The 18291-nt window shown below is 64.6% G+C and carries 13 protein-coding genes; 4 read left to right on the plus strand and 9 right to left on the minus strand.

Annotated elements, in window-relative coordinates:
• The first annotated feature begins 428 nt into the window (after positions 1–428).
• Genes JI664_RS04045 through JI664_RS04060 form a run of 4 tightly spaced genes read left to right on the plus strand, consistent with a single transcriptional unit; the run spans position 429 to position 7596 of the window.
• Positions 429–2651 carry a hypothetical protein gene (locus tag JI664_RS04045; protein WP_207012435.1) on the plus strand — a complete coding sequence of 741 codons (2223 nt, stop codon included), beginning with the start codon at positions 429–431 and terminating at the stop codon, positions 2649–2651.
• Positions 2651–4186, plus strand: coding sequence for a hypothetical protein (locus JI664_RS04050; protein WP_207012436.1), 1536 nt, complete (start codon positions 2651–2653; stop codon positions 4184–4186). The genes JI664_RS04045 and JI664_RS04050 overlap by 1 nt, the downstream gene beginning before the upstream one ends.
• The gene (locus tag JI664_RS04055; RefSeq protein ID WP_207012437.1) at positions 4179–6506 is read left to right on the plus strand and encodes a glycosyltransferase family protein; all 2328 of its coding nucleotides are present in this window, start codon (positions 4179–4181) and stop codon (positions 6504–6506) included. Before JI664_RS04050 ends, JI664_RS04055 begins: the two co-directional genes overlap by 8 nt.
• A gap of 4 nt (positions 6507–6510) precedes the next feature.
• Complete coding sequence (locus JI664_RS04060) at positions 6511–7596, plus strand: glycosyltransferase (protein WP_207012438.1); 1086 nt, start codon at positions 6511–6513, stop codon at positions 7594–7596.
• A 3-nt stretch (positions 7597–7599) separates the two neighbouring features.
• Here the strand turns inward: JI664_RS04060 and JI664_RS04065 are convergent, their stop codons facing one another.
• The 9 genes from JI664_RS04065 to rfbC form a co-directional block, all read right to left on the minus strand.
• Positions 7600–9621, minus strand: a complete 2022-nt coding sequence (locus tag JI664_RS04065; RefSeq protein WP_207012439.1) for a hypothetical protein — start codon at positions 9619–9621, stop codon at positions 7600–7602.
• Between the two features lie 214 nt (positions 9622–9835).
• Positions 9836–10576 carry a glycosyltransferase gene (locus JI664_RS04070; protein WP_207012440.1) on the minus strand — a complete coding sequence of 247 codons (741 nt, stop codon included), beginning with the start codon at positions 10574–10576 and terminating at the stop codon, positions 9836–9838.
• A 105-nt stretch (positions 10577–10681) separates the two neighbouring features.
• Positions 10682–11809 (minus strand): GSCFA domain-containing protein, encoded by a 1128-nt coding sequence (locus JI664_RS04075; protein WP_207012441.1) that lies wholly within the window; start codon positions 11807–11809, stop codon positions 10682–10684.
• Between the two features lie 124 nt (positions 11810–11933).
• A complete protein-coding gene (locus tag JI664_RS04080; RefSeq protein ID WP_207012442.1) occupies positions 11934–12695 on the minus strand; it encodes a hypothetical protein in 762 nt (253 codons plus the stop codon).
• A gap of 191 nt (positions 12696–12886) precedes the next feature.
• Complete coding sequence (locus JI664_RS04085; RefSeq protein ID WP_207012443.1) at positions 12887–14638, minus strand: hypothetical protein; 1752 nt, start codon at positions 14636–14638, stop codon at positions 12887–12889.
• On the minus strand, positions 14638–15528 hold the full coding sequence (gene rfbA / locus JI664_RS04090; RefSeq protein WP_207012444.1) for a glucose-1-phosphate thymidylyltransferase RfbA: 891 nt from the start codon (positions 15526–15528) through the stop codon (positions 14638–14640). Before rfbA ends, JI664_RS04085 begins: the two co-directional genes overlap by 1 nt.
• Positions 15525–16376 (minus strand): dTDP-4-dehydrorhamnose reductase, encoded by an 852-nt coding sequence (gene rfbD, locus JI664_RS04095; RefSeq protein WP_207012445.1) that lies wholly within the window; start codon positions 16374–16376, stop codon positions 15525–15527. Before rfbD ends, rfbA begins: the two co-directional genes overlap by 4 nt.
• Positions 16373–17422, minus strand: coding sequence for a dTDP-glucose 4,6-dehydratase (gene rfbB, locus JI664_RS04100; RefSeq protein WP_207012446.1), 1050 nt, complete (start codon positions 17420–17422; stop codon positions 16373–16375). Before rfbB ends, rfbD begins: the two co-directional genes overlap by 4 nt.
• Positions 17419–17985 (minus strand): dTDP-4-dehydrorhamnose 3,5-epimerase, encoded by a 567-nt coding sequence (gene rfbC, locus JI664_RS04105; protein ID WP_207012447.1) that lies wholly within the window; start codon positions 17983–17985, stop codon positions 17419–17421. The genes rfbB and rfbC overlap by 4 nt, the downstream gene beginning before the upstream one ends.
• Between the last annotated feature and the right edge of the window lie 306 nt (positions 17986–18291).

Raw genomic sequence — 18291 nt, forward strand, 5'->3', positions numbered from 1 at the left:
CGATCCCGCCCCGCTTCTTGACAATGCTGCAATGCGGCGTGCCTTAATTGGGCGCCCGACGGGATTTCGTGTAGAATGTCTGTGCAGATGCGTTCGCAACGTCCGACGCTATGACCGGAGACTGGAAAAGGATGGCTGCCATCTTCCATGAAGAAGCGGATATCCGGATTTCGTACCCGGTCGCACTTTGCGCTCAGGCAAGACCGCGTCGAAGGGTATTTTTGTTCGTTTTCGGTGCCCGCCGTTTTTCCTACGTCACATCCCCATGGCACGCCATGAACGGCCCTTTGCCAGACCTGAACCCATTCCCCGGGGTGCATGAGGGATAACAACCGGGTTTCAAAGCGGAATTTACCGCGCCCCGACCGAACTGAGGCCAAAGCAGACCCGCGCATCTCCTTGTGCGGCCCGATTTCAGGAATTGATTTATGAGCACTGCCCTTCCCGCCGCGTTCGACCCCGAGTGGTATCTGGCCACCTATCCCGACGTGGCGCTGACGGGAATGGACCCGGTCGAGCATTACCAGCGTTTCGGCCGTATGCTGGGGCGCCAGCCCAGTGCGGATGCCCCGCGGTCCCGGCCGGTCTTGCCGCATCTGCAACCCGACACGGCGACCGCGAAACCTGTTACGCCAGCCACTGCCAGCGCCGCGCCGGAACTCGCCATCCCGCGTCCCAGCCGGCCCGGCCCGATCATCGATCGCCCGGCGGGCTTCAACGCGGCGGCGTCGATCCCCGGTACGCTGCTGTCGAACGTTACCGAGCGCACGAAGCCTTTGACGCTTGCCCACCTGGCTGACACCCCGCAGGCCGAGAGCGCGACGCCCGCCGCGCTCAACACCTATGCCAAGCTGTTCGGTCTGCCCGCGCCCGCCAAGAGTTCCGCTAGGGCCTCAGGCAACCTGACAGGTTTCGAGCCGTTCCAGACCGGGGCGCTGCGCATCGAAAGCCTGTGGTACGAGACCACCGGAACGCTCCGCCTGCGCATCGCCGGGGGCGAAGACAGTGCCGCCTGGGTGCTGAGCGCGTTCCAAGCCGTCCCCGACAGTCCCGATGTATTGCATCCGGCGGGCGAAAGTCTGGTACTGCCCGCCGAAGGCCCGGCGCTGTGGGACATCGCGCTGGTCCATCCGATGATGCCGGTGTTGGTGCAGGCGACAGGCCCGGACGGCATGGTGCAGGCGACCGCCCTGCTGGCCTTTCCGTCGCTGCTGCCCGGCGGGCTGCACGGGGCCGAGGGCAAGGCGCTGCAACGCACGTCCAACCCGATGGATTCGCTGTGGTCGCTGACCGAGATGCTGGTGCGCGAGAAGCTGGGAAAGACCGGCGCCAATGCCCCGTCGCTGGCGGGCATCCGCGTCTCGCTTCGCGGGGCGACCGGGGCCGAGCCGATCTTCGCCGCACCAACGCTCGATTGGCTGGATACGCTGTTCGGCCTGTCCGTGACGCCGATTGACGACGCCGAGGACGCGCTGACGCAGGGCGAAGCCGCCCTGCGCGACCTGTTGGGCGAGCGGGCACCCGCGCGGCCCCAAGGGGATGCAGGCCTGATCCTGACCCTGCCGGGCGACGGGTTGCCGACGCTTTCGGCGCTGGTGTCGCGGCGGCTGGACAACGACCTGCCCGAGAACAGCGCCGCTCCCTATCTGGTTGCCGAAGACGCCAATCTGCGCCCGCGCTGGATGGTCTCCCCGGCCGTTGGCCCGACCTCGGACCCGTCGCAGCCCTCGATCGGCACGCCGGGCCTGGCGGCCTCGGCCACCGAAGCCGCCGCCCTGCCGGTCCCCGTGGCCGTCCTGTTCCGCCCGCGCAACCCGCCGCATCCCACGCGTCTGCTGCTGCCCGTCGCGCCGGATGCGCTCGCGCAGGATACGAAACCGAGCAAGATCGGCCCCCTGCTGGTTGTGCTGACCGCGCATGACCCCGCGCGGATGGAAGAGCTGTTACGCAGCGTCCAGACCATGGCGCAGGCGGATTTCGTCGTGCGGCTCGCAGGCGTGGACAAGGCTGCGCTGCGCGCCTCACTCAATCGCATTCTGGGCAATGGCGGCTGGCGCGAGACCGGGCTTGAGACCGATCTGCGCAGCCTTGCCGGCGAGGGCGATACCGAACTGCTGCTCACGCTCGACGATCGCGTGGTGTTGTACGATCCGCAAACGCTGGTGAGCCTGAAGGCGCTGATCGACCGGACGCCCGACACGGCATCGGCAAGCTGCCTGTTGCTGGCCGAACGCGTGGTCAAGAAGGCCGCCGTGCTAAGCCCTGCCGTGGGCGGGCTGTTTCCCGCGCGCGTCTCGTTTGCAACCTCACCTTCGCTCGGTTTCCACGAGCCCGACACGTTCCAGCCGCTGCCATCGGCCGATTACGCCGTGGTCGCCAATGCCCTGCCGCTGTCCCTGTGGCGGCGCGACGTGCTGGCTGCCCTGCCAACGCCCGACGGCCCGGTGCCCGATCATGCCGCCGATATCCATCTGGGTCTCGACGCACTGGATGCGGGCTATCGCCATCTGTGCAGCTCGAAGATCCGGGCCGGGTATCTGGGCGAGTATGTGCGCCGCGACGAGATCGACCCGGTCGGCACGCAGTATTTGCGCCCGGCGCTGTGGGAGGCGATCTTTCGCCGTGTGACGGTGCTGCGGGAATTGTTCTGATGCGGATCGTCGTCATCATTCCCAACGCCGAATGGCAAAGCACTGCAGGCGTGCGTATCCGATACGAACGCATCCGCCCGTGGATCGAGGCCGAGGGTCACAGTTTCACCCTGCAGCCGATCGACGAGGCGATGGCGGCGTCCGAGCGGGCGGGCGACATTTACCTGATCAGCAAATGCCATGACGTGCGCTCCCAGCTGCTAACCCGGCAATTGCGTGCCGAGGGCTGCGCGGTCGGGATCGACTTTTTCGACGATTATTACAGCCAGAAACAGGATGCGGCCTTCATGCATCTGCGCGCGTGGTTCCGCATGATGACGGCGCAGGTCGATTTCGGCCTTTGCTCGACCCCGAACATGCGCGACCGGCTGGCGCGGCTGGTGCCCGATCTGCCGCTTCTGGTCATGAACGACCCCGCCATCGGCTGGGACGACACGGCCTTGGCCGAAGGGCTGCGCGCGGTGGCGCAGCGCACACGTGCCAGCAAGGTGCTGGATATCGGTTGGTTCGGGATCGGCGACAACCCGTATTTCTCGCTCGGGCTTGAAGACCTGCACGCCTTTTCAGGCCAGCTGCTTCAGATCCGCGCGCGCGGATACCAGCCGCGCCTGCGTATCCTGACCAATCGCCGCGCGCTGGATACACGGCGGCTTGAGATGATCGCACGTCTGCCAGTTCCTTCGCTGGTCGAGGAATGGAGCGAAGAAGCCGAAACCGCGCTGATCGCGGACAGCCTGTTTTGTTTCCTTCCGGTCAATGGGCAGGAATTCAGCACGGTGAAATCGCTCAATCGCGCGGTGTCGGTGCTGGCTGGGGGCTCGCAGGTCCTGTCCACGGGCTTCCCGCTTTACGACACGCTCGCCCCCTTCATTTACCGCGATCTGGGCGAGTTACTGGATCATCTCGACGCCGACACCCTGCGCGTTCGCCCGCAGACCCTGCCCGATCTGGGGGCTCTGATGGAACAGATTGGTTCGGCGCAGGTCGAAGCGAAACGGCTGACGGCGTTCCTTGAGACGCTGCCGCGCCCCAGACCGCATGACTGGCCGGGCCAGAAGCCGGTCATCGTGTTGCAGGGCAGCCGCCCGCAGGGCGAGATCCACAAACAGGTGCAGCGCCAGGGCTACCTGTCTGCGGCCTCGCCGCGCACCACCGCGAAACTGGCGTTCGATCTGTCGGCGCGATCGGACCCCGATGGCCGGTTCGTGGATGTCGTGCTGCGCGACCGCTCAGTCTCCAGGCTGGCCGAGAACTGGCGCGGCCGCGTGGCAAAGGTCAGCCCGCCTGCAGGCGGCGATCCGGCCCCGACCCTGCGCCTGACTCAAGATGACCTGCCCGGTCTTCGCCCGATGCTGCGCGTCTCTGCGCCCCGGCGCGAGTTGGAAGAACAATCGCGCTACCGGCCGGATATGGCGCTGATGGCCGAGATCATCACGCTGATCTTCGACAGGCCACACCTGTTCTTGTCCGAAGCGAACTCGCCCTATTGGTCCCCTGAAATCGAAGCCCAGCGAAGCGATAGAGCCCATGTCTGAACAACGAAAAACGGTCTATTTCATCATCAACCTGCTGCAGGATGTGAATGTCGTCCGCGGGCTGGTCTACCTGACCGTACGTGAAACCGATGCGGCGGTCGGCTTCCTGATCAGCGACGCTTTCATCACTCGCGACGGGCAGAAGATCTGGCAGAAAGAACTGGCGCAGCTTGCCGCCGAAACCGGCGCCAGCCTGCACCGCTTCGGCGCGATCAGCGAGGCCTATGCCGTCCTGCAGGGCGGCAGCGGCATGATCTTCGCAGCAAGCGAATCCAACCTTAACGCGCACTGGCAGACCCATGACGTTCTGCGTGCCGCGCCACCGGGCTATCTGCGGGTCACGCTGCAGCACGGTTTCGAATGCGTAGGCTTCCGACAGAGCCGCGAGCATGTCGTCGCACATGGCCGCAACATCAACTTCGCTGCCGATGTCGTCTGCAGTTGGTTCGAACCCTCGGTCATGACCGCCTTGCCAGCAAGCGAGCGCGCCAAGCTCTATGTCTCGGGGCCGCCGATGCTGCTGCTGGCGCCCAATGCCAGCCATCCCGACCACCCGCCGCAGAATGGCGGCATGGTCTGCGAAAACCTGCACTCGGTCCGGCTGAGCGCTACGGGCGATCACAAGGCGTCCTTCATGGACATCTTCTTCGATTTCTGCGCCGAGATGCGCAAGCGCGACGCCGAGGTCACGCTGCGCCCGCATCCGGGGGGGCAATATGTCCTGCGCAACAATATAGAACTGCCGGCGAATGTGCGGCTCAACAACCTGCCGATGTACCACGTCAATCTGCGCGGCTACGATTACGGTATCTCGGCCCCGTCGACGGTGGTGTTCGACATGGTGCTGGCCGGGATTCCGGTCGGTGTGTGGCGCGACTCTGGCGGGGTGATGGATGCGGGCAATTACGACGGGCTGGCCGAGATCAGCACGCTCGACGACTGGCTGGCTTTCGAGCGCGACGTTCGGCTGCGCCCCGATATGCTGATCGAGCGGCAGAACGCCTTCCTGCGCAGGCTACAGATGCCCAGCGATCCGGCAGAGGTTTATCGCCGCTTCGCCCGGCTTCTGGTTGCGGGCACAAGCGGCAGCGCACGACCTGTTCCGCCGCCCTTCCCGGTCGTCGGCGCAGGCCCCGCGACAAAGCCCGCCGAGCCCAAGCGCATCACGCCGAAACGGCTGCTTTTCGTCGCCAACGCGCTGATCCCAACGCTGCAATTGTCGTTCCTCAAGCCGCTCAAGCCGCTGTTCGACGCGGGCGAGATCGAGCCGTTGATGCTGACGGGCGACGATCTGAAGGACAAGTTCGGCAAGCATTCCACAAGCGCCGAGGGGCGGGCATGGTTCATTCAGCAGATCGCCGAGGCCAAGCCCGATCTGATCGTCTGCTGCCGCTATAGCGCCGCTCATGCTGGCGCGGTGCTGGAATACGGGCGCAAGAACGACGTGCCGGTGATCTTCCATGTCGATGACGATCTGCTGAACATCCCGCGCGAGATCGGCGAGAAGAAGTGGATCATGCACAACAACCCCGCGCGCATTCAGACGGTGACGACGCTGCTGAACAAGGCGGATCTGCGTTATTGCTCGACGCGCAAGCTGAAGGACCGCTTCCGCCAGCTCAATTTCTTCGGGCCCGCCGTAGCCGGACAGATCTATTGCGCCTCGACGGTGATGCGGCCCGCCGAACGCGGCCCGGTGCGCAAGGTCGGCTATATGGGCTTCGACCACGCGCATGACTTCGAAATCGCCCTGCCCGCGCTGGTCCGGTATCTTCACCGCAACCCCGAGGTCACCTTCGAATTGTTCGGCTCGATCCCGCTGCCCGACCAGTTGCGCCCCTTCGGCGACCGGGTGGTCGAAGTCGCACCCGTGCGCGATTACGCTGCCTTCCTGCAAACACTTGCCGACCGCAAATGGGATATCGGTATCTGCCCCTTGGCGCAGACCGCGTTCAACGAGGTCAAAGCCAACACCAAATGGGTCGAATACACCGCCTGCGGCATGGCCACGATTGCCAGCCGGGGGTTGGTCTATGACGAATGCGCGGCCGGGGGCCGCGGCCGCTTGATCGGCGACGACGCATGGGAAGAGGCGTTGCAGGAACTGACCGACAATCCCGACGAGCGCTATGCCACCGCCCTGCGTGCGCAGCAGCATCTGGAAACCGTCTATTCCAGCGAACGGCTGAAAGAGCAGGTTCTCGATGTCTTCGATACTGCTGCGCGGCTGGTCGAAAAACGCAAGGGCACCGCTCAGCCCGCCCCGATGGCGGCGCTGCGGCGGACGCTGACGCCCGAAGATCTCGGGCTGGCGGGCTGAGATCATGCCAGCGCCCCTGAAGGTTCTTGTCGTCGGTGACGAAGAACGCGGCGCTGCGGCGACGCAGGTGATCAGTTTCGGCCAGCCTCTGGCCGGGGCGCCGGGGATCGAGGTCACGCTCGATCCCCATCGCGGCGAACGCAGTGCTATCGCCGCACGCATCCGGGACACCGCGCCCGATATCATCGTGCTGTCACGCTACACATGGGAGCAGGGCAAGATCTGGGCCGACTATGCGCACGCGAAGGACATCGCGCTGCTGTTCCATCTCGACGACGATCTGCTGGCGGTTCCCGAAAGCCTCGGGGCGCATAAATTCGCGATCTACAACGACCCCGAACGTCTTGCGGTGCTGCGCGCGAGTATCGAAAGCGCCGATCTGGTCTATGCCTCGACCCCGGCACTGGCCGAGCGGCTGGCCGGTCACGGGGTCGAAACGCCGATCATCGCGGGCGATATCTATTGCTCGGTCGCGCCTGACGATATCGGCGCGCTGCTGCCGCCCGCGCAAGGGCCGGTCATGGGATATATGGGCACCGGCGGGCATTCGGCGGATCTGGCGATGGTGCTGCCCGCGATCTGTGCGCTGCTCGACCGCTTGCCGACGCTGCATTTCGAGCTGTTCGGCACCATCCAGATGCCGGGTGAGCTGAAGCGTTTCGGGCACCGCGTGCGGCATTTGCCCTTTGTCGTGGGATACGACGCGTTCATGCCGCAACTGCGTACGCTCGGCTGGTGGGTCGGACTGGCGCCGCTGGAAGACAACAGCTTCAACCGCTGCAAGGCCGATACCAAATGGGTGGAATACACCACAGCCAGCATCGCCACCGTGGCCTCGGACCTGCCGGTGTACGCAAAAGCGTGCTCCGACGGCTGCGGGCTACTGGCGCGCGGGACCGAGGAATGGATCGCCGCGATGGAGACGCTGCTTGTGAACCCCGCCCAGCGTCAGGCGATGATCGGCGCGGCGCAGGACAAGCTGCGGGCCGAGTACAGCCATGCGCGGCTGCGCGAACAGGTGCTTCGCGTGCTTGACGCGGTGCAGCACACTGCACGCGCTCGCGTCGCCGGGGCCGAGGCGGCGGGCTAAGCGTCAGCCGCCGCGCCTGACCAGCCGGATCATGCGGCGCAGTGGGCCGGTAATCCGCCATGAGGTACTGCTACGAAGTGCCGCCACCTCGCGTTCCAGCGCGTCGCGCTCTTGCCGAGCGGTCGACAGATCGTAACGCAGGCTCGACAGGTCGACATGCAGCGCGGCGATTTCGCTTACCCGCTGCGCGCTGTCGCGATTGAGCACCGCGTTCGCGTTTTCACTGTCGGCCACCTTGTCGCCCAGCGAGGTGACCTGGGAATGCAGCGTGTCGATCTCGCCCTGCTGCTTCATCGCATATTGCGTGAGCGTCGCGACCTCGCGGAAGCGGTCCTGCAGGTGGTCCTGCATTTCCCTGCCTGCCTTGCGCGCGGTCTCGAGATCAGTGCGCAGACGCTCTGCCGCCTCGGCCTCGCGCGCCAGTTCGGCCTTGGCCTCGGACAATTCGGCGGCGGTGGTCTCGGTTTCGTGTTGGCGCTGGGTCAGCGCGCTTCGCACTTGCGACAGCTCGTCCGTCAGCGCGTCGAACTCGGCCTTGCGCGCCTCGGCCTGCGCCTCGGCCTCGGTCAGTTCCTTGCCCAGACGAGAAATCTCGCGGTCGTTTTCCGTGATGACCATCGTGAGCTGCGCAAGCTCCTGATCGCGCGCCGAAGCCGCTTCCTTCAGCGTGCCGACCTGCGCGCGCTGCGCTTCGAATTCCTCGGCCAGGGTCTTGTGCTGCGCCTCGAGGATCGCGCGTTCGCGCTCGCTCGCGGTCGCGCGCTCGCTCTTGATGGCAAGTGCCGCTTCAAGGCGATGGATCTCCTGCGCGCGGGCCTCGCTATCGGCCATCGCGTCGGCCAGTTTCTGCGCGGCGGCGGCGGCCTCGTCGCGGGCCGCCAAGAGCTTCTTGGTCAGCGCGTCCTTGTCTTTCTGGCGCCCGGTCCGCTCGTCCTCAAGCTGCTCTTGCCGCGCGGCGAGCGCGCTTTCAAGCCGCGCCACATCCTCGGTCCGTTTCGCCAGTTGCGCATTAGCGTCAGACAGCTTCTTCGCCTCGGCCTGCTGCTTCGTGAGTGCGTCGTCGGCCCGTTTCTGCTGCGTTTCGCGCGCCGTCTCAAGCGTGGTGATCTGCTCACCAAGCGAGCGGGTCTGCTCACGCTCGGCCTTGACCACCCGTCCGAAAGCGCGGGCGGCATCGTTGAACGAGGCGCGGATCGCGTCGAGCGTCTCGTAATCGGCGCTGTCTTCGCCTTGCTCGGCCCAACGGGTGAAGATCGCGTAAGTATCGCGCAGCCAATTGACCAGAAGCGGGTTATCGCTCTGTTCGTCGGGCCGTTCCTGATGGTGACGCAGGTCGGTGGACAGGAAGTCTTCGACTATTGTTTCGACCTGATCGAGCCCGCGAGGCCAGCGCAGGCCCAGCGCTTTCTCTGCCTCTGACACGACCCGGGGCCAGCGACGGATCAGCATGTCGTAGCTGGTCGCGTAGCGCACCGTGCCACGCGTCTGAACCTCGGCCTCGAGCACGTAATGCAGCCAGATCATGTGGCTCAGCGCCCGGCTGAATTTCTTCTTCGTGCGCAGCGAGCGCGCGACCTCTTCCGGATGGCGTACAGTCAGGATCGGCAGAACGCGCCGGCCAGCCTGTTCCAGAACGCGGGTCCAGAACGGCACCAGACGGCATATGCGCGGATCTTTCAGAACGATAAGCGGGCTGTCCCCGAAATCCGCGTGCACGAGATCCACCGCGCGCTGAAAATACGTCGCGGCCACCGGCGACTCGTGCCAATGGGGATTGAAAACGAGGAAATCATCCCACGCGGTTCCGGCCGAGGCGAGAATCTCGTCGTTGAGATCGCGAACGGCGGTGGATTCGAAAAAGCCCTTCGCGTTGCTTTGCGAAGGCTCCATGATCGCCTGAGGCAATTCACACCCGAGCTTGCTGAGCACTCCGGCCAGAGCGGACGTTCCCGAGCGGTGCATCCCCAGAACCAAGACGGCGGCCTTCGCGGGCTTCGCAGCAGGCGACTTCGTCTTCTTACTCATACGTGTCCGCTCCCAACGGCCTTACTGCATCCGATCTCGTGTTCGGAATTCCGGTTCACCCTAAAGCTATAGGCGCAGGAATAACCAGAGCAAACCCGAAAAAGGGGGCGGGAATTCGGGACTTGCGACGCGTTCTTGCGAAATGGCCACAAGCCCCGGACTGCCGTCGATCACCCAGCCATCACTCGGCGATCACCCGTCGATCACTCGGCGATCACTCGGCGGCTTGCGCCGTTTTCTGCGCGTCTTCGTAGCCCTCTTCGCCCTCGAACGGGCCGTCGATGACACGCTGCAGCGAGTAATCGGTCAGCAATTTCTCGCGGTGCCATTCGGACGCCATCGGCACATGCGCGAATTCGTGGAAGCAGGGCGTGCCGAGCGTCCAGTGCAGCAGCTTGGCCTCGGGGTTCTCGCCGAATTCGTCGGGCAGCCAGTTCCAGACCTTCGGGATCTCGCCGATCAGGTCGTCTTCCAGCCAGGTGAAGCGGTGAAGCTGCGCGCCGGTGGCGTTCATCACGAAGTCGGGCGTGACGACGGCATTGGCCGGGTGGCCGCAATTCCAAAGCACCACCGAGGACCAGTTCTTGCGCGGATAGTTCTGGTTCTTCGCGCCCAGATACTTGGTTTCCATCTTTGTCTTGTAATCGTGATGCACGCACATCACCGCCTTGCTCTCATCGCGCAGGGCCCAGAGCTTGGCGACATCGTCGCGCAGCAGCATGTCGCCGTCGACGAACAGCGCCCAGCCCTTGTATTCCATCAGATGCGGCAACAGGAAACGGCTGTAGATGAACTGGTTCGAGCCGTCGTTATGGGTTTCGGCATAGCCTTTGAGCCCTTTCAGGGCGAGCGGCGTCAGCGCGAGCGGCTGCGAGGCATGACGGATCAGGCTGTTGGCACAGACATGATACGCCACGGCCTCGCGCGGGTCGTAGCCGATAAAGACATTGATCACGGGAAAACTCCGTCAAAGCGAAAGTGTGAAGGACACCATCGCCCTGGACCGCTTTCGCGGCCTTGATCCATGTCAAAACTCCCGGACGGACCGGCGCCCCTGCGCTTACGAGCGGTCGAGCGCCGCCTCGTCGCATTCCACCTCGACAAAGGCTCGGGCCGCAGCAAGGCTGGCATCGTCGGCTTCTTCCGCCTCGGGCGCGACTTCAGACTGGGACGTGCTCTTGGCCGGTTTCGCCTTGGGTGCTTCATCGTCTTCGGGCGCCTCGACGATGGTGCCCGTCGCGTGTTTCAGCAACAGCCGCATCACGTGGTTGACCCCAGCCTCTGTCACGTTGCGCAGATCATCGGCGTAATAGGCGCCGCGCGCATGCGGGCCGGTAATGATCTCGAACGATGGGAAGTAATGCACGAAGTCGTGCTGTTGCGTCAGCATATCGGCGGCGACACGCAGGACAGATTTGGAATAGGTCGTCGCCGAAAGCACGTGCGCGCCCTCGGTCGCGGTTGCCATCAGCGGGACGGGGCTGACCGTGACAATCATCTGCGCCGTGGGATTGACCGCGCGCAGGGCCTCGATGAAGGCATTCATATCCTCGACGATCTCGGCCACGCCCTGATTGCGGAAGGCGTATTTCTCGGAATCGAAGTCGCCGCCCTCGACCCCAGGGCAGAGCGGGAAGACCGCGCCGTCTTCAAGGCTTTCCCAGCATTCGGTTAGGCCGAGCGTGAAGACGAAGACATCGAGTTCCTCGAACATCCGGCGCACGGCGGCGAAATGCTGTTCGCGATCGACCTCCATCTCGGCGACCGAGGCGAAATTGCCGGGCTGGATGGTCGGGCGGAACGGGTCACGCACCGTGCCGTCGGCGTCGGTCCACGGAGCCTCAGCCGGCGAAAAGCGACCATAGGCACGATCCATCAGCTGGCGCAGCTGACGCGCGGTATAGATGTTGCCATAGCGCGCCGAGAACGTGCCGTAGTTATGCGCGGCCCGGACCGGCCCCCGCAGGATCGGATGCCCCTCTTCGGCCACGAAATAGTTGAAGCCGGACTGCGCCAGATGGCGAGCGACGTGCTGGGCGAAGCAGGACCCGGCCGTGGCGACCTTGGTGTCCTTCTCGATCGTCAGTGAGAACTCTCCCACTGGATCAACTGCCGAGAATTTCGGCCGCGCCACTGACCGCCGCCAGAACGCCTTGTCGGGAAGGGATTTATAGGGATGGTCAGTCATTTCAGGACCTCGAATATGTTGTGCTTGCACCAGCTTTCGCGTGGTGCACTTATCCTGCTTGCTTCCAACAACCATAGGCCCCCGGATGCCGTTTCGGCATCACAACCGGGATAACAACCCCGGATCAGGCTGGATTGGCCGCCGATTGCCGGGCTTTGATCCAGGCAACGGCCTGCTCGATCAAAAGCGCGCCATAGGCCGGATTGGCATGAGTCGCGTCGTTGGCGTAGAATGCCGGCTCGAGAAATCCGCTTTCCGTGACGGTCTCTGCCGGGGGCATCAAAAGCTCAATGTCGTCTTCGCTCAGGATCTTACGCAGGGCATCGTTCTGAATGCGCCACAGCTTGCGCCGCAGCGGCTTGGGAGAAAGACCGCGCTCGGCCAGACCCATTTCGATGAACTTCGTCTCGAAACGCTTCATGATATGCGCGTCGTCTTCCTTCGGCGGCGGCGCGGCCATGTGGACGGTCTGCTGTGGTCCCGCTTTGGCAAGCTGAAGGATCCGTTGGCAATCATTGCTGCGCAGACCGCGCTCGAACGTGGCGAACACACTGCTACGCGGAACGTAAGTCACGCCCGAAGCATCCGTCGGCGCCGGCTCATCCGGCTCGAGAATATCGAACGGAACATCGTGCTGCACCAACCCGGTAACGCTGTGCTGGTTTCCACCGATGACTGAAACAAGCAGGTCGTCCGGCGTCAGGTCTTTACAGGCCTCGATAATCTCGTTCAACGAACGGTCACCGATGACCTTGCCGTTCTTGACGCTTTGGATCCTGTCCACGCTCACCGTGCAGCCCTGCGTGTCGGCGAGTCCCTGCGCGAGGGCATCCCTGATGCAATGGCTATGACTATCGCCAAGGAATAGAATTTTGTGTTCGGCCAAAGTGTAATCCTATGACTAGCCTTCAAATTCGCTATCGCGACTCCCTGCATATGTCGCGATGCTGAACTCCCGCAACGTCTGGATATCGACCTTCCGGAATGCAGGCAGGAATTGTCTCAGACCGTAGGCATTGCCGGGCCAGCGCGCAAGCCAATGCTGCCCAATCGCGCAGTGGTCGAAGCCCTAAATGCTCACCGTAGGACCGCGCTCCCGGTCAGATCGCACAGCGCCACGCCTTTGCCGCCGGGAAAGCGCGGCAGTGTCAGGGGGGTGGGGAACGGGCTGAGCCACAGGCGGCGCGTCGGGCGGCCGTCGAGGCACAGAAGCGCGGGACAGGGCTGGTCGGAGAGGGCTTCGAACCGACCGGGCGTCTTTGTTGCCCGGACCTGCGCGCGGACGGTACCCGCGCGCAAGATCGGCACGCGGTGCTCGCCTGCGACCAGATCCACACAGGACGCGCCCGGCGGAATGCGCGTCTGTCGCCATGTTCCGGGTGCCACGGCATCCGGCGCGGTCACGACCAGCGGCGTTTCGGGCGCCTCGGCCAGCGGGGTGGGCATCAGCAGCGGTGCGGTCACGAAGTAGACCAGCGGGTCTCTGGGCGCGGGATTGACCGGCCAGACGCACAGCGTCAGCGACATGAGCCGCGCCCCGCCCGAGGCCGGGATACGCAGGCTGACCGCCTGATAATCGCCCCTGTCGCGGGTGCCCGAAAAGACCGGGTCGAGTTTAACGAAGTGCCGTGTGGCGGCCCCGGGGTCGTCGAGATCGTGCCACTCGACCTGCAGATCGCCGAAGCCGCGATGCACCCCCAGACCCAACAGCAGCGTCACATCCCCCGCGCCGGGCGGGATCGTCACCGGCGCACAAAGCGGCACGCGTACCGGACCGGTTGTGGGCGGACAGGTCAGGCTCCATGTGGCCTGCCCCGGACAGCTCCAGCGCTGGCCCGTGACATTGCGGCAGACCACCCCCGAGGGAACCGAGGGCGCGAGCGGCACCACGACCGGCACGGCGGCTGCGGCGACCGGGGCAAGCGGCAGGGGTTCGCCATCGACCTCAACCATCAGGGGCGCTTGGGCCGGGTCGCGCGGCGCGACCATCAGATTGCCCGCGACCAGTTGCAGCCCGGCGACGGTCTCGGCCAGCCGCGCCAGATCGACAGCGTCGGTATCGTCCGCGTCGTGCCGATAGGCCGAGACGAGCATATGGACATTGCCGCTGCGCTCTTTCCCCGCCAGCGTCAGATCGCGCTGCACGCGGTCGCGGATCCCGGCCTCGGACGGGGTGAGCTGGGTCAGGAAGGCGTTCATCTGACGGCCCGCCGCGTCGCCCTCATACCCGCGCGAAGGGGGATGCGAGACCTGAACGCGGGTATCGCCCACCACCGACAACCCGGCCGTGGCGCAAAACGACATTGCCGCCCAGTCGATGCCCCAGCCGAGATTGTTCTCGCCGTAATCGAGCCCGCGCAGCCGGTCGAGTACCCGAGGCGCAAGGCCCAGCACGATCCCGTCGGTCTGAGCGACGTCGAAAAGCCCGTCTTCGTCCCATGCGCCGCGCGCGGTCAGGGAGAAGGGATAGGCGGTATTGTCGATTTCGGGTGTCCAGACGCCGATCGACGGATGGCGCCCCAGCAGATCGGCCCAGCGCCGCGCAAGGGCGGGCCAGTCGTCGCAGCCCGCATCGGCCTGAATGAGCAGCATCGAGGCGCCCGGCGGGATCTCAGCGGCAAGCCGCTGGAACTTGCGCCCGAAGAAATCGGCCTCGTCGGCGCGGATCCACTGGCCCGCGCCGGTTTCCTCGGCTCCTTCGGGGTTCGAATAGATGACCAGCACCCCATCCAGCACGCCGTCCAGCGCCGAGGCGATCGCGGCGGCAGCGTCATGCATGCCCCGCCACGATACCACCGCGCAGATGACCGGGACGTGCTCGCCGGGCATCAGGATCTTGAGCGATGCTCTTCGGCGATGGCCAGCAGGTGCCGGCCATACTCGCCCTTGGCCAGTGGCCGCGCCAGATTGGCAAGGTGGTCGGCCGAGATCCAGCCTTTGGAAAACGAGATCTCTTCGGGGCAGCCGGTCTGCAGACCCTGACGGCTTTGCAGCGTGCGCACGAAGTTGCCCGCATCCAGCAGGCTACCATGCGTGCCGGTATCGAGCCACGCATAGCCGCGCCCCATCAGTTCGACGGTCAGCGCGCCTTCGTCCAGATACCCCTGCAGCAGGTCGACGATCTCGACCTCGCCGCGTGGCGAGGGCTTGATGCGTTTCGCGCGTTCGGGCGCGTCGCCATCGACGAAGTAAAGCCCGGTCACTGCGTAGTTCGACGGCGCCTGTTTGGGCTTTTCGACGATCTGGCTGACCTTCCGGTCGTTGTCGAAGGCAACCACGCCGTACCGTTCCGGGTCGCTGACGCGGTAGGCAAAGACCGTCGCGCCGCTTTCCTTCTTGTCGGCCGAGGCCAGAAGCTCGGGCAGGCCGTGACCGAAGAAGATGTTGTCGCCCAGAACCAGAACCGAGGGCGCGCCATCGAGGAAATCCTCGGCCAGGATAAAGGCCTGCGCCAGCCCGTCGGGCGAGGGCTGGGTGATGAAGGTCAGCGACATCCCCCATTGCGAGCCATCGCCCAGCGCGCGCACGAATTGTTCCTGATCCTGCGGCGTGGTGATGATCGCCACTTCGCGGATGCCCGAGAGCATCAGCACCGAAAGCGGGTAATAGATCATCGGCTTGTCATAGACCGGCAGAAGCTGCTTCGAGACGCCGATAGTGATCGGGTAAAGACGGGTCCCCGAGCCACCGGCCAGAATAATACCCTTGCGCTGGGTCATGTGATCGCTCCGAGGTCCTTGAGGGCTTGGGTCGTCGCGGCCTTCCAGTCGGGCCGTGACAGGCCGAAAACGGCCAGCGTCTCGCACGCCATGCGCGAATTGGCGGGGCGTTTCGCGGGGGTTGGGAATTGCGAACTGGGAATGTCCGTGATCGTGCAGTCGAGCGCCGCCTGCTCCATGATCTCGCGCGCGAAATCGGCCCAGCTTGCATCGGGCGCGCCCGAAAAGTGGTAGGTGCCCGATTTCGACGCATCGACGCTCAGTTGCGCAGCGATGGCAAGGCAGGCTTCGGCAATCGCCGAAGCCGGGGTCGGGCCGCCGATCTGGTCGGCAACGACGGTCAGCCCGTCGCGCTCGGCCCCCAGTCGAAGCATGGTCTTGAGGAAATTGTTACCATGGGCCGAGAATACCCAGCTTGTGCGCAGGATCGCATGGATGCCGCCCGCCGCGCGGACGCCCTCTTCGCCCTTCAGCTTGGTGCGCCCGTAGGCGCCCAGCGGTGCGGTCGGGTGATCGGGCGTGAAGGGCGCCTCGCCCGAGCCGTCAAAGACGTAATCGGTCGAGATATGGACGAAGGGAATGCCCAGCTCGGCGCAGGCCTGCGCCATGGCAGTCGGCGCGTCGCCGTTGACAACCTCAGCCGCCGGTTCTTCGGATTCCGCCTTGTCGACGGCGGTCCATGCGGCGGCGTTGATCACCGCTTCAGGCCGGGCGGCACGGATCGCGGCGGCGCAGGCATCGGGGTCCGACAGGTCGGCTTGCGCGCGGCCCAGAAAGGTCGCGTCCGGTGCAAGACGCTTGAGTTCCGTGGCGACCTGTCCGGTCGATCCAAAGACGAGAATGCTCATGCCTTGACCCCCAGACGTTCGCCGACGCCGTGGCGCTCTTGCAGCGGGCGCCACCATGCTTCGTTGTCGAGATACCATTGCACGGTCCGCTCAAGCCCCTCTTCCACCGTGACCGAGGGGCGCCAGCCCAGTTCTTCACGGATGCGCGACGGGTCGATGGCATAACGCGCATCGTGGCCCGGCCGGTCGGTCACATAGGTGATCTGATCGGCATACGAGCCCTGCGCCTTGGGTTTCTTGGCATCAAGAATGGCGCACAGCGTCTTGACCAGTTCCAGATTGGTCCGCTCGTTCTCGCCGCCGATATTGTAGCTGCGGCCAAGCGCGCCCTTTTCCAGCACCAGCAGCAGCGCGTCGGCGTGATCTTCGACAAACAGCCAGTCGCGGATATTCGAGCCGTCGCCATAGATCGGCAGCGGCTTGCCCGCGAGCGCGTTCAGGATCACCACGGGGATCAGCTTTTCGGGGAAGTGGAACGGCCCGTAATTGTTCGAACAATTGGTCAGCACCACCGGCAGGCCATAGGTCTCATGCCACGCGCGGACCAGATGGTCGGACGCCGCCTTGGACGACGAATACGGGCTGCGCGGATCGTAGGGCGTGTCTTCGGTGAACTTGACCGAGGGATCGGCGGGCAGCGAGCCGAACACTTCGTCGGTCGAGATATGGTGAAAGCGGAAGCTCTCGGGCTTGCCCTGCCGCGTCCAGTAGGCGCGCGCGGCTTCCAGCATGTTGTAGGTGCCGGTAATGTTGGTCTCGACGAAATCGCCGGGGCCATCGATCGAGCGGTCGACATGGCTTTCCGCCGCCAGATGCATCACCGCGTCGGGTTCATGCGCAGCAAAGATCCGGTCCAGTGCAGCGCGGTCGCGGATATCGGCATGCTCGAACGCATAGCCTGGCGCGTTCGAGACGCCCGCCACGTTTTCAAGGCAGGCGGCATAGGTCAGGGCGTCCAGATTGACGACCGAATGGCCATCGCGGATGGCCTGGCGCACAACGGCAGAGCCGATAAACCCGGCCCCACCGGTTACGAGAATCTTCATCCGTCATTCCATTCGAAAGGGGATTGCCAGTCGGCGAAAGGAGTGGCGGCGGCGTCCTTGTCAGACAGCACGGCCGTTTCGGCATCAAAGCCCCAGTCGATCCCGACCGTGTCGAACCGCACCGCGCCATCGCATTCGGGCGCGTAATGATCGGTGCATTTGTAGATGATCTCGGTATCGGGTTCGAGCGTGACGAAGCCATGCAGGAAACCCGCCGGGATCCAGAGCTGACGCCCGTTCTCGTAGCTCAGCTCCTCGGCCACCCATTGTCCGTAGGTCGGCGAGCCCTTGCGCCCGTCCACCGCAACATCAAGCAGGCTGCCGCGCCCGCAGCGCACAAGCTTGCCCTGCGCATGGGGGGGCGACTGATAATGCAGGCCGCGTAGCGTACCCTTGGCGGTGCTGAAGGAATGGTTGTCCTGCACGAATTCGGGCAAGGTCACCCCCGCGCCCTCAAGCGCCTTGCGGTTCCAGGTTTCGGAAAAGAAGCCCCGGGCATCGCCGAACCGTCGCGGCGTGACGACAAGGACGCCGGGCAATTTTGTAGAGTCAATCTGGACCATTATTCGCTATGCTTTCGCCGCTAAAACGAGCGGCATGATGAGAAAAGAAGGCACGTCAAATGTGCCCGGTTTGCATATCAGTCAGCCGATTTTCTGTCTAGGCTCGCCCCCATGCTATTTCGCACCTGCAGCAAGACCTCGCCCACCGTCAAATGGCATCGCAAAGATCCACTGAGACATGAAAAACGTAACGATTCCGCGTCTGGTTCCACTCTGTCCTAATCGCCAGGGCGCCGACGCCCGACCGGCCCGGCGCGCCAGCGGATGGCGGCACAACAAAGCCCTGTCGCGGCGGTTCCGGAATTG

The organism is Rhodobacter sp. NTK016B, assembly GCF_017303295.1.
In the GTDB taxonomy this organism is placed as follows: Bacteria; Pseudomonadota; Alphaproteobacteria; order Rhodobacterales; family Rhodobacteraceae; genus Pararhodobacter.